At 52.5% G+C, this 16,446-nt stretch carries 14 protein-coding genes; 5 read left to right on the forward strand and 9 right to left on the reverse strand.

The window, feature by feature from the left end; genetic code table 11:
- Positions 1-103: 103 nt before the first annotated feature.
- From nuoF to lrhA, 6 genes are all read right to left on the reverse strand, one after another.
- The gene (gene nuoF, locus P6287_RS13045; RefSeq protein ID WP_176519213.1) at positions 104-1,444 is read right to left on the reverse strand and encodes an NADH-quinone oxidoreductase subunit NuoF; all 1,341 of its coding nucleotides are present in this window, start codon (positions 1,442-1,444) and stop codon (positions 104-106) included.
- 2 nt (positions 1,445-1,446) lie between these two features.
- The gene (gene nuoE / locus P6287_RS13050) at positions 1,447-1,962 is read right to left on the reverse strand and encodes an NADH-quinone oxidoreductase subunit NuoE (RefSeq protein ID WP_101763655.1); all 516 of its coding nucleotides are present in this window, start codon (positions 1,960-1,962) and stop codon (positions 1,447-1,449) included.
- A 2-nt stretch (positions 1,963-1,964) separates the two neighbouring features.
- The gene (gene nuoC / locus P6287_RS13055) at positions 1,965-3,764 is read right to left on the reverse strand and encodes an NADH-quinone oxidoreductase subunit C/D (protein WP_101763654.1); all 1,800 of its coding nucleotides are present in this window, start codon (positions 3,762-3,764) and stop codon (positions 1,965-1,967) included.
- A gap of 116 nt (positions 3,765-3,880) precedes the next feature.
- Positions 3,881-4,561 carry an NADH-quinone oxidoreductase subunit B gene (locus P6287_RS13060; RefSeq protein ID WP_008105151.1) on the reverse strand — a complete coding sequence of 227 codons (681 nt, stop codon included), beginning with the start codon at positions 4,559-4,561 and terminating at the stop codon, positions 3,881-3,883.
- 15 nt (positions 4,562-4,576) lie between these two features.
- Positions 4,577-5,020 carry an NADH-quinone oxidoreductase subunit A gene (locus tag P6287_RS13065; protein ID WP_277973837.1) on the reverse strand — a complete coding sequence of 148 codons (444 nt, stop codon included), beginning with the start codon at positions 5,018-5,020 and terminating at the stop codon, positions 4,577-4,579.
- Positions 5,021-5,680: 660 nt separating this feature from the next.
- On the reverse strand, positions 5,681-6,604 hold the full coding sequence (gene lrhA, locus P6287_RS13070) for a transcriptional regulator LrhA (RefSeq protein ID WP_021509211.1): 924 nt from the start codon (positions 6,602-6,604) through the stop codon (positions 5,681-5,683).
- A gap of 966 nt (positions 6,605-7,570) precedes the next feature.
- On the opposite strand from lrhA, the gene P6287_RS13075 reads away from it, so the two are divergent.
- Together P6287_RS13075 and yfbR are read left to right on the forward strand one after the other, a co-directional pair.
- Positions 7,571-8,788, forward strand: coding sequence for a pyridoxal phosphate-dependent aminotransferase (locus tag P6287_RS13075; protein ID WP_277973838.1), 1,218 nt, complete (start codon positions 7,571-7,573; stop codon positions 8,786-8,788).
- Positions 8,789-8,858: 70 nt separating this feature from the next.
- Positions 8,859-9,458: a 5'-deoxynucleotidase gene (gene yfbR, locus P6287_RS13080; RefSeq protein WP_277973839.1), complete on the forward strand. Its 600-nt coding sequence runs from the start codon at positions 8,859-8,861 to the stop codon at positions 9,456-9,458.
- Positions 9,459-9,485: 27 nt separating this feature from the next.
- On the opposite strand, the gene P6287_RS13085 is transcribed toward yfbR, so the two are convergent.
- The 3 genes from P6287_RS13085 to yfbV all read right to left on the reverse strand — a co-directional run bounded on the left by P6287_RS13085 (position 9,486) and on the right by yfbV (position 11,257).
- The gene (locus P6287_RS13085) at positions 9,486-10,145 is read right to left on the reverse strand and encodes a sugar phosphatase (RefSeq protein WP_192233271.1); all 660 of its coding nucleotides are present in this window, start codon (positions 10,143-10,145) and stop codon (positions 9,486-9,488) included.
- Between the two features lie 14 nt (positions 10,146-10,159).
- Positions 10,160-10,654 (reverse strand): YfbU family protein, encoded by a 495-nt coding sequence (locus P6287_RS13090; RefSeq protein WP_101763651.1) that lies wholly within the window; start codon positions 10,652-10,654, stop codon positions 10,160-10,162.
- Positions 10,655-10,804: 150 nt separating this feature from the next.
- Positions 10,805-11,257 (reverse strand): terminus macrodomain insulation protein YfbV, encoded by a 453-nt coding sequence (gene yfbV, locus P6287_RS13095; protein WP_101763650.1) that lies wholly within the window; start codon positions 11,255-11,257, stop codon positions 10,805-10,807.
- Positions 11,258-11,596: 339 nt separating this feature from the next.
- Between yfbV and ackA the strand changes: the two genes are divergently transcribed.
- The 3 genes from ackA to P6287_RS13110 all read left to right on the forward strand — a co-directional run bounded on the left by ackA (position 11,597) and on the right by P6287_RS13110 (position 16,406).
- Positions 11,597-12,799: an acetate kinase gene (gene ackA / locus P6287_RS13100; protein ID WP_277973840.1), complete on the forward strand. Its 1,203-nt coding sequence runs from the start codon at positions 11,597-11,599 to the stop codon at positions 12,797-12,799.
- A gap of 73 nt (positions 12,800-12,872) precedes the next feature.
- The gene (gene pta / locus P6287_RS13105) at positions 12,873-15,017 is read left to right on the forward strand and encodes a phosphate acetyltransferase (RefSeq protein ID WP_277973841.1); all 2,145 of its coding nucleotides are present in this window, start codon (positions 12,873-12,875) and stop codon (positions 15,015-15,017) included.
- Between the two features lie 129 nt (positions 15,018-15,146).
- On the forward strand, positions 15,147-16,406 hold the full coding sequence (locus P6287_RS13110; RefSeq protein ID WP_277973842.1) for a 4-aminobutyrate--2-oxoglutarate transaminase: 1,260 nt from the start codon (positions 15,147-15,149) through the stop codon (positions 16,404-16,406).
- The last annotated feature ends 40 nt before the right edge of the window (positions 16,407-16,446 follow it).

Here is a 16,446-nt window from a genome sequence, read left to right on the forward strand (position 1 = left end):
AGTGAACATGCTTCCGTAAGGCTCGCCCTAAGACGAGCGTTAAACATCTAATTCTTTCCCCACGCCATGTCGGCATGAGGTGAATTCCGTGTACGGCGGCTGATTACCAGCGCGCTTTCAGCAGGTTGGGCTGAATACCGCCAATGGCTCGGGTATTGCCAAACACCTGCGGCGCAATGCCAGCTTCAAACTCTTCACGGAAATATTTAATCGCGCTCTGCAATGGCTCGACGGCGCCCGGTGCGTGGGCACAGAAGGTTTTACCTGGGCCAAGCTGGCGGCAGAGTTGCTGCAGGGTTTCAATATCACCCGGCTGACCTTTCTTCTGCTCCAGCGCACGCAGGATCTTCACGCTCCATGGCAATCCATCACGGCACGGCGTACACCAGCCACAGGATTCGCGCGCAAAGAACTCTTCCAGGTTACGCACCAGTGAAACCATGTTGATTTCGTGATCGACCGCCATCGCCAGCGCAGTACCTAAACGGCTGCCAGCTTTACCAATACTGGCAAATTCCATCGGCAGATCGAGGTGCTGGTCGGTAAGGAAGTCAGTTCCTGCGCCGCCTGGCTGCCAGGCTTTGAATTTCAGGCCATCGCGCATGCCACCGGCGTAATCCTCAAGGATTTCACGTGCGGTAGTGCCGAACGGCAATTCCCAGACGCCAGGATTTTTTACGCGGCCGGAAAAGCCCATCATTTTGGTGCCGGTGTCTTCGCTGGTAGAGATGTTTTTGTACCAGTCAACGCCGTTAAGGAAGATGGCAGGCACGTTCGACAGCGTTTCCACGTTGTTCACGCAGGTCGGCTTGCCCCACACGCCGGCACTGGCCGGGAATGGCGGCTTGGAACGCGGATTCGCACGACGTCCTTCCAGCGAGTTGATCAGCGCTGTCTCTTCGCCGCAGATATAACGGCCTGCGCCGGTGTGGACGATCAGCTCGAAATCAAAACCGGTACCAAGAATATTTTTACCGAGATAGCCCGCTTCGGTGGCTTCAGCAATCGCGCGACGCAGATTAACGGCCGCTTCGATGTACTCACCACGTAAGAAGATATAGCCACGATAGGCTTTCAGCGCGAACGCACTGATCAGCATGCCTTCCACCAGCTGGTGCGGCAGTTGCTCCATCAGCAAGCGGTCTTTGTAAGTGCCCGGCTCCATTTCATCGGCATTACACAGCAGGTAACGGATGTTCATGGATTCGTCTTTCGGCATCAGGCTCCACTTCAGGCCGGTGTTAAAACCTGCACCACCGCGGCCTTTCAGACCCGAGTCTTTTACCGCCGCGACGATTTCGTCCTGGCTGAAATCTTTCAACGCTTTTTCTGCGCCGACATAACCGTTTTTACTGCGATATTCATCGATCCAGATCGGCTGCTTGTCGTCACGGAGACGCCAGGTCAGTGGATGCGTTTCGGCAGTACGAATGATCTGTTTAATGGTCATTGATACTGCTCCAGCAAGTTGGCGATGCCTTCAGGCGTCAGATGAACGTGGGTATCTTCATCCACCATCATGGTTGGCCCTTTATCGCAGTTACCCAGGCAGCAAGTTGGCAGCAACGTAAAGCGTCCATCCGCCGTAGTCTGGCCCGGCTTGATGTTCAGATTTTGCTCCAGCGCATCCTGAATCCCCTGATAACCCGTGATGTGGCACACCACGCTGTCACAGTAGCGAATAACGTGACGGCCAACCGGCGTACGGTAGATTTGGCTATAGAAAGTCGCTACGCCCTCAACATCACTGGCTGGAATCCCCAGAACATCTGCGATGGCGTTAATCGCGCCGTCCGGCACCCAGCCACGCTGTTTCTGCACGATCTTCAACGCTTCGATCGAAGCGGCGCGTGCATCTTCGTAATGGTGTTTCTCGTGCTCGATAGCGTGGTGCTCGGCCTCGCTCAGCACGAAGACCTCAGTAGGGTCGATGGTGTGAATAGCAATTTTTTGATCGTGCATAATTAGCGGTCCACGTCTGACATAACAAAATCGATACTACCGAGGTAAACGATCAAGTCGGATACCAGGCTGCCGCGGATCACCGATGGGATCTGCTGCAGATGCGGGAAGCTCGGCGTACGCACGCGGGTGCGATAGCTCATGGTGCTGCCATCGCTGGTCAGGTAGTAACTGTTGATCCCTTTGGTCGCCTCAATCATTTGGAAGGATTCGTTGGCCGGCATGATTGGGCCCCACGAAACCTGCAGGAAGTGAGTGATCAGGGTTTCAATGTGCTGCAGCGTGCGCTCTTTCGGCGGCGGCGTTGTCAGCGGATGGTCCGCTTTGAACGGGCCTTCAGGCATGTTGTTCAGGCACTGTTCCAGAATGCGCAGTGACTGCCACATCTCTTCCATTTTCAGCTGCACGCGGGTGTACGCATCACTGATGCCAGCGCCAACCGGAATTTCGAAATCGAAGTTTTCGTAACCTGAATATGGACGCCATTTGCGCACGTCAAAATCTAAACCAGTGGCGCGCAGACCTGCGCCGGTGGTGCCCCACGCCAGTGCTTCGTCCATGTTGTACGCCGCAACACCTTGCGAACGGCCCATCAACACGGTATTGCGCAGTGCGGCTTTGTCGTACTCTTTCAGACGCTTCGGCATCCAGTCGAGGAAGTCGCGCAGCAGACGTTCCCAGCCTTTCGGCAGGTCATGCGCGACGCCGCCGATGCGGAACCACGCCGGGTGCATACGGAAACCGGTAATCGCTTCCACCACATCATAGATTTTCTGACGATCGGTAAAGGCGAAGAACACTGGCGTCATCGCGCCGACGTCCTGAATAAAGGTGGAGATATAGAGCAGATGGCTGTTAATGCGGAACAGCTCAGACAGCATCACGCGGATCACATTGACGCGATCCGGCACGGTAATGCCCGCCAGTTTTTCCACCGCCAGCACGTACGGCATTTCGTTCACGCAGCCGCCGAGATACTCGATACGGTCGGTGTACGGAATGTAGCTGTGCCAGGATTGGCGCTCGCCCATCTTCTCCGCGCCACGATGGTGGTAGCCGACATCGGGAACGCAATCGACGATTTCTTCACCATCTAACTGCAGAATGATGCGGAAAGCACCGTGCGCAGAGGGGTGGTTCGGACCGAGGTTGAGGAACATGAAGTCCTCATTGGTGGTGCTGCGCTTCATGCCCCAATCTTCAGGCTTGAAGGTCAGTGCCTCCATCTCCAGATCTTCTTTCTGCCTGGTCAGCTCGAAGGGATCGAACTCGGTAGCGCGCGCCGGATAATCTTTACGCAGTGGATGGCCTTCCCACGTCTGCGGCATCATGATGCGCGTCAGGTGCGGGTGACCATTGAAAGTGATGCCAAACATCTCCCAGGTTTCGCGCTCATACCAGTTGGCGTTAGCGAAAATTTTGGTGATGGTTGGCACATTCAGATCGTTTTCAGATAAAGCGACCTTGAGCATGATGTCGCGGTTGCGTTCAATTGAAAGCAGGTGATAGAAAACGGAAAAATCCGCGGCGGGCAAACCGGCGCGGTTAGTGCGTAAACGCTCATCAAAACCGTGTAAGTCATACAGCATGACATAGGGCTTTGGCAGCTTGCGCAGGAATTCAACGATTTCTAATAGCTGTTCACGCTTCACCCAGACAACCGGAATCCCGGTGCGGGTAGCCTGAACGGTAAAGGCGTCCGGCCCAAAACGGTTACGCAGCTCGCCGACCACTGGGTCATCCAGGTGATCGCGGGTTTGCCATGAAGGCTGAGCGAGATCTTGCGTGGTTAAATCAGTCATACGTTACTCACCATTCCGGCCTGTAATCAGGCGCTCAAAAGAAGGCGTCAGGATGGCGGCGCACATTAAATTGTGATGTTTTGCTGTGGCCGTGGCTCCATCCGTGTACGGGAAGCTTAAACTTCGTCTGGCGATCTCAGGTTGGTGACGGCAATGCGCTCGCCACGCTTTCTTTCACGCTCTGGCTGCATATTGGCGCGATAAACACCCTGATCACCGACCACCCAAGACAGTGGACGACGCTCTTTGCCAATCGACTCGCGCAGCAGCAGCAATGCCTGCATATACGCTTCTGGACGCGGCGGGCAGCCAGGAATGTACACGTCAACCGGCAGGAATTTATCCACGCCCTGCACCACCGAGTAGATGTCATACATGCCACCCGAGTTAGCGCATGCGCCCATGGAAATCACCCATTTCGGCTCCAGCATTTGGTCATATAAACGCTGAATAACCGGCGCCATTTTGGTAAATGGCGTACCGGCGATCACCATGAAGTCAGCCTGGCGTGGCGAGGCGCGCATAACTTCGGCGCCAAAACGTGCCACGTCATGCACTGCGGTGAAGGATGTGGTCATTTCCACGTAGCAACAGGAAAGGCCGAAGTTATACGGCCAGAGTGAGTTTTTACGACCCCAGTTCACCATGTCATGCAGGGCGTGCTCGAGCTTGCCCATGTAGACGCTGCGGTGAACGTGTTGCTCCAGCGGATCGGTAACCGTTTCCTGTTTCTGTAGAGGATAACGATCGTTATCGCCGCCCCCGTTCGGGTCTACGCGTGTCAGCGTGTAGTCCATCTTATTGCCTCGCTTTTACTGCTTATGAGGGTTGGTGTGGCTGTGACTGACCGGGACAGATTTGACCACTACGCGACGACGCGCAGGAGCCCAATCCAGCGCACCGATGCGCACCAGATAAACCAGGCCTGCCAAGAGCACCAAAATGAAAATTGCGGCTTCGACAAAGCCGACCCAACCGCTTTCGCGAATGGAAGTCGACCATGCGTATAAATAGAGGGCTTCGACGTCGAATATGACGAAAAACATCGCAACCAGATAGAATTTTGCAGAGAGGCGAATATGAGTGTCACCGACCGACTCAATACCCGATTCGAACGGGGTGTCCTTGTGTCGCGCACGCGCACGACCACCTAACAACCAGCCACCGGTCAACATAAAGGCACACAGGCCGAATGCGATAACGATAAAAATAATAAATGCCCAGTGATGAGCGATCACTTCTGTAGTTGTCGACATACTCTTTGCTTACTCATCAAAAGTGGTGATGGCATCCTGCGCTGTTGCAGCAAACACACCACATCGATTCAAGGGAAGGATAAAAAACCTTATAAATTTTGCTGTCATTAGCCATAAAGCAGCAATTTTATAGGGGTTTTTACTCCTTTCTATAACCTTTTGTCAACTTTGACAAAAGTATCCAAACATTATTTTACAGCTGCATCATATTATTAACATTCAACCCTCTGAGCGCCAGCTAAATCGCTTCAGTTTGTGAGGTTAATTTTAGTGTAGCGGGTATTCACATGCGTGGATCGTGCATTTAACAATCATATTTTGACAGGTCTCGCCCGAGATTCCCCCCCCTTATCAGGGGTATTTTTTTGATCTAAAGCACATAACTGGGTTTTATGCTGCAAAAAACAGCGGAGTGGACGGGCAATTGCCCTGGGAAAGTTGGCACGAATTGATAAAATCATTCCATGTGGAGCAAAAATGGAACACATTTCATTTTTAAGATGTTGAGTGAAATCTTTTTCTGGAAATCGCTCTAAAAAGGACGTGTTAAAAGGCATAAAAAAAGCCTTAGCGGATAATTATCCCGCTAAGGCTTTTTTTTATCAGTTTTAACAATTAACCGGTATTCCAATTGAGAGGAATTACCAGTAACTGCAACCCTTACTCTTCATCATCCAGTAACAAGGTACCGTCTGGATTAGCACTCAGATTATAAGGATCGTTGGTGGACTGCATGGCATTGAAGATCGCCAGCGCCAGTTCGTTATCGCTGTCTGGATTACGGCACAGCAGATACTGGGTGTCAGGCAATACTGGCAAACCTTCTGCCGCGCCCATCACGCGCAGTTCTGGACTCATCATCTCAACAGGACGCGCTGTCACACCCAAACCGGCTTTAACCGCTGCACGGACGGCAGCCAGCGTTGAAGCAACATACGAGATGCGCCACGGAATGCCAGCCTCGTTGAGGTGATCAATGGCCATATCACGATACGGGCTTGGCTCATCCAACAGAACCAAAGGAATGGCCTCTCCACGCTGGAAGATATAATCTGCCGCGCAGTACCACAACGTTGGTGAAGTACGCAGTACCTGATAAGTAAAGTTTCCTGGGCTGGACGTGGTCACAACCAGATCGACTTCACCTTGATTAAGCATTTCCATCATGAACGGGTTGCGCTTAACACGCACATCAATGGCCAGCTTCGGATAGACCGACGTTACGCGGTTAAGCAGGAACGGCAGAATGGTATCTGAGGTATCATCTGAAGCGCCAATGGTCAGAACGCCCTGGATGTTGCTGTACATTAAAGAGGTGCAAGCTTCGTCATTAAAACGAAGGATTTTCCTGGCGTAACCCAGCAGTTGAATGCCATGCTCCGTCAGCAATTTATTACGTCCATGTCTGGCAAACAGCTCTTTACCTACCAATTGTTCCAGACGTTGCATCTGCTGGCTCACTGCGGACTGCGTTCTGCACACGGCGGCAGCGGCGGCTGCGAAAGTGTTCAGATCGGCAACGGCAACAAATGTACGCAGCAGATCGAGGTCGAGATTCAGTATCGGACGATTTGCATTAGTCATGTTTTTTCTTCACTTATAAGATTTTTTAAAACTACTACCCTGGTGTATTACCCGATTTATCAAAGAGATAAGAGGCAATGGTGCTTAATGACAGCCCTGTGTGGAGCTGCCATGAAAAAATTTGTCAGGCGGATGCCGACGATCGCACCACTCTGAGATCAGAGCAGCGTCGTCATTATAGACAGCAGAACTTCTGGGCCGAAAACGTAAGTCGTACAGGTGCTGGAAGCTGCGTAGTTGTCTATGTCTCCCGCACAAAGTCCCTGCGGGTTAAAAGAAATAACATCATGTTATGTAGATGCGAAGCGATAAAGTGCATCAAATAATAAATTATACTTAATCATTTTTACGCTATAAATGGAAATGTTTTTGTTCAAAACATCGCAATTTTTGACCAAAAGTCTTTTCGCACACATCCTGCCATAATGCTGCTCTTTTTTTAACCCCTCCAGGTTCTGAATCTCAAACACTTACGTTAAAGATACAGCGCAAATGCTATTTTACGCGTGTTTTACACTGAGTTGCAGCTGATGGTGGTGCTTAATTCTGCCAATAAAAAGTGTATGAGAATGAACTCTATTTTGTGACGCCAAACAGTGCTTAATCATTACCAGACAATTTTTCGCCATCCAACAAGATTCATTTAACTATTTCGTCTGGTCGCTAATGTTTTTTTAAGCCAGTTTTGACTGAAAAATTTCTGAATAGTCTCGGATGTCGATGGAAGAAGGCATTTACACGTCAGGCACACCTTACCAGCGTTTAATATTAACATTCTTCACATTTGTGGACTAATGAACCAGATTAATCGATTTCCAATGACTTTTACGCCACGTGAAAGGGGAAAAAATGGCAAACACGCCAAAACCAAGCGCTGCCCTTCTTTTGTTAAGGTGAGAAGAGTAAATTGGGCGAGTTTGATTTTTGGTGGCAGGTTAAAGGACTCTGCCCATAAAGGCGGTAACAATGAATTTTCAAATTGATAAATCCGGCAAGCTGGAAAATGTCTGTTATGACATCCGTGGCCCGGTACTGAAAGAAGCTAAACGTCTCGAAGAAGAAGGCAACAAAGTTCTCAAGCTGAACATCGGCAACCCTGCCCCGTTTGGTTTCGAAGCACCTGATGAAATTCTGGTCGATGTCATTCGCAATCTGCCGAGCTCGCAGGGTTATTGCGATTCAAAGGGGCTGTATTCGGCGCGTAAAGCGATCATGCAGCATTACCAGGCGCGTGACATGCGCGATGTCACTGTCGAAGACATCTATATAGGTAACGGCGTATCCGAACTGATTGTGCAAGCGATGCAGGCATTGCTCAACAGCGGTGATGAAATGCTGGTGCCTGCGCCGGATTATCCGCTGTGGACCGCTGCCGTTTCGCTGTCAAGCGGTAAAGCGGTGCATTATTTGTGTGATGAATCAGCAGGTTGGTTCCCTGACCTGGATGATATTCGCAGCAAGATCACCCCGCGCACGCGTGGCATTGTCATCATTAACCCGAATAACCCGACCGGCGCGGTTTACAGCAAAGAGTTTTTGCTTGAGATTGTTGAAATTGCGCGCCAGCACAATCTGATTATTTTCGCCGATGAAATCTACGACAAGATTCTCTACGACGAAGCACAACATCATTCGATTGCTGCGCTGGCACCCGATCTGCTGACGGTGACCTTCAACGGCTTGTCCAAAACCTATCGCGTGGCGGGTTTCCGTCAGGGCTGGATGGTTTTGAATGGTCCGAAGAAACACGCTAAAGGTTACATTGAAGGTCTGGAGATGCTGGCGTCGATGCGCCTGTGTGCCAACGTTCCTGCACAACACGCGATTCAGACCGCATTGGGTGGTTATCAAAGCATTAGTGAATTTATCGCGCCCGGCGGACGTTTGTATGAACAGCGCCAGCGTGCGTGGGAATTAATTAATGATATTCCTGGCGTCAGCTGTGTGAAGCCGCAAGGTGCGCTCTATATGTTCCCGCGTATTGACGCCAAGAAATTCAACATCTTCGACGATCAGAAGATGGTGCTGGATTTCCTGTTGCAGGAAAAAGTGCTGCTGGTTCAGGGCACCGCGTTCAACTGGCCGTGGCCGGATCACGTACGCATCGTTACGCTGCCGCGCGTGGACGATTTGGAAATGGCCGTCAGCAAGTTTGGTCGTTTCTTACAAGGGTATCGCCAGTAAATTGTGACGCGTATACTGTTCGCATTTCGGGGAAAAGATATCTTCCCCGCCGTGCGAACAGGAACCGTCCATGACTCGTAGCCATTTTTTCGCCCACCTCTCCCGTCTCAAACTGATTAACCGCTGGCCATTAATGCGCAATGTGCGCACTGAAAACGTTTCCGAGCATAGTCTGCAGGTGGCGATGGTTGCTCACGCGCTCGCCATCATCAAAAACAAAAAGTTTAACGGCAACCTCAACGCCGAGCGCATTGCCATGCTAGCGCTGTATCATGATGCCAGCGAAGTATTGACCGGGGATTTACCGACGCCGGTGAAGTACTACAACGCGCAAATTGCGCACGAATATAAAAAGATCGAGAAAATTGCCCAGCAGAAACTCATCGATATGCTGCCGCCCGAACTGCAGGACGCTTATCGGCCGCTGATAGATGAACACATGCATAGCGAAAGTGAACAATCCGTGGTTAAGCAAGCGGATGCACTTTGCGCCTATGTGAAGTGTCTGGAAGAGTTGTCGGCGGGTAATAACGAGTTTTTGCTGGCCAAAGCGCGCCTGGAGAAAACCCTGACGCAGCGGCACTCGCCGGAAATGGATTATTTTGTTGAGGTGTTTATTCCCAGCTTTAGCCTGTCGCTGGATGAAATCTCACAGGATACGCCGCTGTAAAAAAACGGGCCGCAGCGGCCCGTTTTTTTATGCGGTGATAGAAAGGGTAAATTCACCGCTATCTTCTTTAGTGACATTTAACGGTTCAAGCGAAGCGACGCGGAAGGTGACTTCATCAATGCGCGGCGCATCGGCTGGCGCATTTATAGCGATCACCGCACTGCCCGCATCCAATCCTGAAATGATGCCCGCTGGCGCATCCTCAACCACCACGCATTGCGTCGCTGAAAGCCCCAAACGCTCGGCGCCCAGCAAATAAGGCTCGGGATTCGGCTTACCGTGCTTGATGTTCTCCGCGGTGATGAACACCTCTGGCATGGGTAGATTGGCGGCTTTATGGCGCGCATAGGCAACAGGGATCGACCCCGATGTGACAATCGCCCATGGGATCTGCAACTCGTTCAACGTTGACAGTAACGCTAATGCGCCCGGAATAGCCTGTACGCCATGCGTGTCTTCCGCTTCGAGGCGTTCAAGCCAGAGAAATTCCGCCTGAATCGCCTCTTCAGATTGTCCCGCCATGAAATGGCGCAGCGAGTTGATCGCAGGCTTCCCATGGATATAGCTCAGGACCTCTTCCGCAGACAAACCATGGCGCTCACCCCACAATGACCATGCGCGAATCACAGCAGGCAGTGAATCCACCAGCGTACCGTCTAAATCAAACAGAAAACCCCTGTACTTCACGCGTCGCTCCTTATTCAGGCATTGATAATCTGCGCGATCTCATTCGCGCTGAGATGATATTGACGCGGACAAGTGTGCCACACCGTAAGCATGCGTTGGTATTTTTCCCACATCGGCGTTTGGGCATTGAAGCCGTGTGTGCCGGAATCAAAATGGGTATAGCGCCCTTCTACGTTCACCATAAAACGCACGTAGCCGAGATAACGCGCTTCGGTGGCCGCATCAAAGCCGAGAAACGCCAGGCGACGCTCGTCAATCGCGCTGCCATCTTTGAGGTTCGACCACGAAACATGCAGCGCATGATGCATTTCCATAATATCGATCAGTGAGCGACAGGTCGCTTCGGTTAGCTCGCCGAATTCCTTATCGAGTTCGCGTAACTGTAAGCCATAGCCGCGTTCAATAATGGTTTGATAACGACGATAGCGCTCGGCGTTATCGGGTTCCAGCATGGCCATCATTTTGTATTGATTGGAGAGGATCAATCGTTGTGCGTGGGTCATTTCCATGGTTTGCTCCCGGGCCAGGCGGCCGCTTAAGATTTAAACAATGAAGAAATGATTACACAAGGAGAGTGATGCGTGTATGTCCGCACCACTTTTCTTTGATTTGAACCGGGATTTGGCTCAAATTCTCTGGCAGGTAAAAGCGTCCGCGGATCAAAGATCGTCGAGGAAAGTGCGATCAAGCTGTTTAAACGCGCGCTTCAACACATCGGCGAGCGACTGATATGTCGGCTTACCGTCAACGGGTGCAATCGCCTGCCCCGCTTCTTGCAGTTTGGTACGCACTTCATGGAACCACTGCAGCAGCGTCGGCGGCAACGGCGTTACCGAACGTTTACCTAACCACCATAATCCTTGCATCGGCAGGCTGCAGGCAAACAGCGCGGTGGCAATTGCTGGACCAAGTTGTCCCCCCATCGCGATTTGCCAGGTTAGGGTGAAAATCGCCAGCGGCGGCATAAAGCGAATGGCAAAACGCGTTGCATTCACCACGCGATTTTCAGGAAATACCGGCGCCAGGCGCTTGTCTGCAGGCCAGGTCTTCATGTATCGCTGTCCGCGCTGGAACAAGCCGAACCAGCCGGGTTTGTCTGTCTCATTCGCCATGATAGACCTCAACTAAATCTGCAATATTTAAAATAAACCGATAACTACACAACTTTACGTGACATCCTTCAAAAGTTTTTGTCTTTGCGGGTGACAGTGAGTATTCTGACGCCGTTTGAGTAACATTACCGGAAGCTTTAGCTCAATAAAAGAGCGGCCAGAGCCATGTTTCGCTAAGTGCTTATCAAAAATAAGCGTAAAATCACCAAAATTTTTTGCATGTCACTGAATTTTTGACTAGCACATGATGTTTATCATTAACCTACCAGCTTTCATGGGCTACGCTGTTAGTCTGATTGCGTTTTTTTTAGCCACTATTTAACAAAAATAGGTACTTCCATGTCGACGAAGTTAGTTCTGGTTCTGAACTGCGGCAGTTCTTCACTAAAGTTTGCCATCCTTAACCCTGTTACCGGCGACGAATACCTCTCCGGTTTGGCTGAATGTTTCCATTTACCGGAAGCACGTATTAAGTGGAAACTGGACGGCAGCAAACAAGAAGCTCAGCTTGGCGCGGGTGCGGCACACAGCGAAGCACTGAATTTCATGGTCAAAACTATTCTGGCACAAAAACCAGAGCTTTCGGCACAAATCGCTGCAATCGGCCATCGTATTGTTCACGGCGGTGAGCAGCTGACCAAATCAGTCATCATCGACGAATCTGTTATTCAGGGCATCAAAGACGCCTCTTCTTTTGCGCCGCTGCACAATCCTGCGCATCTGATCGGTATAGATGAAGCGCTGAAAAACTTCCCACATCTTTCTGATAAAAATGTCGCGGTTTTTGACACCGCATTCCATCAGACAATGCCGGAAGAGTCCTATCTCTATGCTCTGCCGTACAAATTGTATAAAGAGCACGGCGTTCGTCGCTACGGCGCACACGGCACCAGCCACTACTATGTGACGCAGGAAGCCGCGAAAATGCTGAACAAACCCGTTAGCGAACTGAACGTCATCACCTGCCACTTGGGTAATGGCGGTTCCGTTTCTGCTATTCGCAATGGTCAGTGTGTTGATACTTCCATGGGCCTGACGCCATTGGAAGGTTTGGTGATGGGCACGCGCAGTGGCGACATCGATCCTGCGATTATCTTCTTCCTGCATGATGCCCTGGGCATGAGCGTTGATGCCATCAATAAGTTGCTGACCAAAGAGTCTGGCCTGTTAGGTCTGACCGAAGTCACCAGCGACTGCCGCTATGTGGAAGACAACTACAGCACCAAAGAAGATGCTAAGCGTGCGATGGATGTGTTCTGCCACCGCCTGGCGAAATACATCGGCAGCTACACTGCGCTGATGGAAGGCCGTCTGGACGCCGTGGTCTTCACCGGTGGTATTGGTGAAAACGCGGCGATGGTGCGCGAGCTGGCGCTGCAGAAACTGGGTCTGCTCGGCTTCGAAGTCGATCACGAGCGCAACCTGGCAGCACGCTTCGGCAAATCGGGTTTCATCAACAAAGAAGGCACGCGCGCAGCCGTGGTGATCCCAACCAACGAAGAGTTGGTGATTGCTCAAGACGCCGCGCGTCTCACCGCTTAAAAACACTTCTCTCCGTCAGCTTAGGCTGACGGAGTTGTTTTAGACAGTCTGCAACACCTGAGAGGTTTCTATCGTGTCACGTACAATTATGCTCATTCCTACCGGCACCAGCGTCGGTCTGACCAGCGTCAGCCTCGGCGTGATCCGTGCCATGGAGCGCAAAGGCGTGCGCCTGAGCGTATTCAAGCCAATTGCCCAGCCACGTGCGGGTGGCGATGCGCCAGACCAAACCACCAGCATTATCCGTAAAAGCTCCGCGATTCCTGCCGCAGAACCGCTGCAGATGTCACGCGTTGAGTCGCTGCTTGGATCTAACCAGCAAGACGTGTTGATGGAAGAGATCATTGCCAACTATCACGCAAACGCTAAAGACGCGGAAGTGGTGCTGGTTGAAGGTCTGGTCCCCACGCGTAAACATCAGTTCGCATCTGCTCTGAACTATGAGATCGCTAAAACCCTGAACGCCGAAATCGTCTTCGTGATGGCGCTGGGCAACGATTCTCCGGCGCAGCTCAAAGAGCGTATCGAACTGACGCAAAGCAGCTTTGGCGGCAGCAAAAACAAAAACATCACTGGCGTGATCATCAACAAACTGAATGCGCCGGTGGATGAGCAAGGTCGTACGCGCCCGGATCTGTCAGAAATTTTTGATGACTCCTCTAAAGCCAGCATCGCCAACATCGATCCAAAGCAGCTGTTTGCCAACAGTCCGCTGCCGGTGCTGGGTTGTGTACCGTGGAGCTTTGATCTGATCGCCACTCGCGCCATCGATATGTGCCGTCACCTGAACGCCGATATCATCAACGAAGGTGAAATCCAGACGCGCCGTGTGAAATCTGTCACCTTCTGTGCGCGTAGCATTCCACACATGCTGGAGCACTTCCGTCCGGGTTCACTGCTGGTAACCTCCGCCGATCGTCCTGATGTACTGGTTGCAGCCTGTTTAGCCGCAATGAACGGCGTAGAAATCGGTGCAGTGCTGTTAACCGGTGGCTATCAGATTGAAGCGCCCATCGCACGCCTGTGTGAACGTGCGTTCCAGACCGGCCTGCCAGTGTTTATGGTGAAAACCAACACCTGGCAGACGTCGCTTAGCCTGCAAAGCTTCAACCTCGAAGTCCCGACTGACGATACGCAGCGCATCGAGAAAGTGCAGGAGTACGTAGCTAGCTTCATTAACGAAGATTGGGTGGAATCGCTGACCGCCACGTCCGAGCGCAGCCGTCGCCTGTCTCCACCGGCATTCCGCTACCAGCTCACCGAGCTGGCGCGCAAAGCCGGCAAACGCATCGTGCTGCCAGAAGGCGACGAGCCGCGTACCGTCAAAGCGGCAGCAATTTGCGCCGAACGCGGCATCGCTACCTGTGTGCTGCTCGGCAATCCGGAAGAGATTCAGCGTGTTGCGGCGGCGCAGGGTGTTGAACTCGGCATAGGCATTGTGATCGTGGATCCAGAAGTAGTGCGTGAAAATTACGTGCCACGTTTGGTTGAGCTGCGTAAGAGCAAAGGCATGACCGAAGTGGTGGCGCAGGAGCAGCTGGAAGACAACGTGGTGCTCGGCACCATGATGCTGGAGAGCGGCGAAGTTGACGGTCTGGTCTCCGGCGCGGTTCACACCACTGCGAATACCATTCGTCCACCGCTGCAGCTGATCAAAACCGCGCCAAACAGCTCGCTGGTGTCGTCGGTGTTCTTCATGCTGCTGCCGGAGCAGGTTCTGGTGTATGGCGACTGCGCCATCAACCCGGATCCCAATCCAGAACAGCTGGCAGAGATCGCGATTCAGTCTGCCGACTCAGCCAAAGCCTTCGGTATCGATCCACGCGTCGCGATGATCTCCTACTCAACCGGTAACTCCGGTGCCGGTAGCGACGTTGAGAAAGTACGTGAAGCCACGCGCATCGCGCAGGAAAAGCGCCCGGATCTGGTGATCGATGGTCCGCTGCAGTACGACGCCGCGATTATGGAAGACGTCGCCAAATCCAAAGCGCCAAACTCTGCGGTTGCCGGCCGCGCTACCGTGTTCATCTTCCCGGATCTGAACACCGGTAACACCACTTACAAAGCGGTACAGCGTTCTGCCGATCTGATCTCCATCGGACCGATGCTGCAAGGCATGCGTAAGCCGGTGAACGACCTCTCGCGCGGCGCACTGGTGGATGATATCGTCTACACCATCGCATTGACGGCGATTCAATCGCAGCAGGCCGAAGGCTAATCCCCTTTCCCGCCCACCAAAAAAGCATGCACTTCGGTGCGTGCTTTTTTTTTGCCCCGTACTTCACTGGCATAAACCTCACGCTGCGTTAACACTGATTGAAGTCTGCCGCTAATTGCGAGGTGAATAATGAGCAACAGTGATGTGCACCGCCGTCGTTTACAAGCCACGCCGCGCGGCGTAGGTGTGATGTGTGATTTCTATGCGGTAAAAGCCGAGAATGCCACGGTTTGGGATCAACATGGCCGCGAATACACCGATTTTGCCGCAGGCATCGCAGTGCTTAACACCGGGCATCGTCACCCGAAAGTAATGGCTGCGGTGCAACAGCAGCTAGAATGCTTTACCCACACCGCATTTCAAATCATCCCTTATGAGAACTACATTCATCTCGCTGAGCGATTAAATGCGCTGGTGCCGATTAGCGGGCCGGTGAAAACCACCTTTTTCTCAACCGGTGCTGAAGCGGTCGAAAACGCGGTCAAAATTGCGCGTGCGGCCACCGGTCGGCCCGGCATCATCGCCTTCACCGGCGCGTTTCATGGCCGCACCAATATGACAATGTCGCTGACCGGGAAAGTGGTGCCGTATAAAACCGGCTTCGGCCCCTTCGCCAGCCCGGTGTTTCACGCGCGCTATCCCAACGCGCTGCACAAGGTCAGCGTGAGCGATGCGCTCGACAGCCTGGAAGCGATTTTCCGCAGCGATATCACCCCGCAGCAGGTGGCAGCCATTATCTTTGAACCGGTTCAGGGCGAAGGCGGTTTCTACGCTGCGCCGCCAGAGTTTGTCGTTGCGCTACGGGAGTTGTGCGATCGCCACGACATACTGCTGATCGCCGATGAGATCCAGAGCGGTTTTGCGCGCACTGGCAAGCTGTTCGCCAGCGACTATTACGCCGTGCAGCCCGATATCATCACCATGGCGAAAAGTCTGGCCGGCGGTTTCCCGCTCTCGGCGGTATCGGGACGCGCAGAAGTCATGGATGCGCCAGAACCCGGCGGCCTGGGCGGAACCTATGCTGGCAGTCCACCGGCGATTGCGGCGGCGCTGGCGGTGTTAGACATTATCGAAGAAGAGGCGCTGTGCAGCCGCGCCAACCAGCTTGGCAGCCGATTAAAACAGACGTTGCAGCGAGCAGATTGTAAAGCGCTGGCGGAAATTCGTGGTTATGGCTCAATGATGGCGGCGGAATTCAATGATGCGGCGGGCAAGCCGTCGGCGGAGATTGCCAAAGCTATTCAGCAGCAGGCGCTGGAAAAAGGTTTGATTCTGCTAACCTGTGGCGTGTACGGCAACGTGATCCGCTTCCTCTATCCGCTGACTATTCCCGATGCGCAGTTCGAGGATGCGTTGGCACTGTTGGCGGGGATTCTGCGGGAACATTAACAATGATGTGTATAAGGTCGCCAAAAATGGCGACCTTACG

The sequence above is a fragment of the Pantoea sp. X85 genome (genome assembly GCF_029623675.1).
Lineage (GTDB): Bacteria > Pseudomonadota > Gammaproteobacteria > Enterobacterales > Enterobacteriaceae > Pantoea > Pantoea leporis.

Coding starts and splice junctions, on each gene's coding strand:
- P6287_RS13065 (WP_277973837.1), bottom strand. CDS start 5,020: ATGTCGACAACTACAGAAGTGATCGCTCATCACTGGGCATTTATTATT.
- lrhA (WP_021509211.1), bottom strand. CDS start 6,604: ATGACTAATGCAAATCGTCCGATACTGAATCTCGACCTCGATCTGCTG.
- nuoC (WP_101763654.1), bottom strand. CDS start 3,764: ATGACTGATTTAACCACGCAAGATCTCGCTCAGCCTTCATGGCAAACC.
- ackA (WP_277973840.1), top strand. CDS start 11,597: ATGTCGACGAAGTTAGTTCTGGTTCTGAACTGCGGCAGTTCTTCACTA.
- P6287_RS13075 (WP_277973838.1), top strand. CDS start 7,571: ATGAATTTTCAAATTGATAAATCCGGCAAGCTGGAAAATGTCTGTTAT.
- yfbR (WP_277973839.1), top strand. CDS start 8,859: ATGACTCGTAGCCATTTTTTCGCCCACCTCTCCCGTCTCAAACTGATT.
- yfbV (WP_101763650.1), bottom strand. CDS start 11,257: ATGGCGAATGAGACAGACAAACCCGGCTGGTTCGGCTTGTTCCAGCGC.
- P6287_RS13090 (WP_101763651.1), bottom strand. CDS start 10,654: ATGGAAATGACCCACGCACAACGATTGATCCTCTCCAATCAATACAAA.
- P6287_RS13060 (WP_008105151.1), bottom strand. CDS start 4,561: ATGGACTACACGCTGACACGCGTAGACCCGAACGGGGGCGGCGATAAC.
- P6287_RS13110 (WP_277973842.1), top strand. CDS start 15,147: ATGAGCAACAGTGATGTGCACCGCCGTCGTTTACAAGCCACGCCGCGC.
- nuoE (WP_101763655.1), bottom strand. CDS start 1,962: ATGCACGATCAAAAAATTGCTATTCACACCATCGACCCTACTGAGGTC.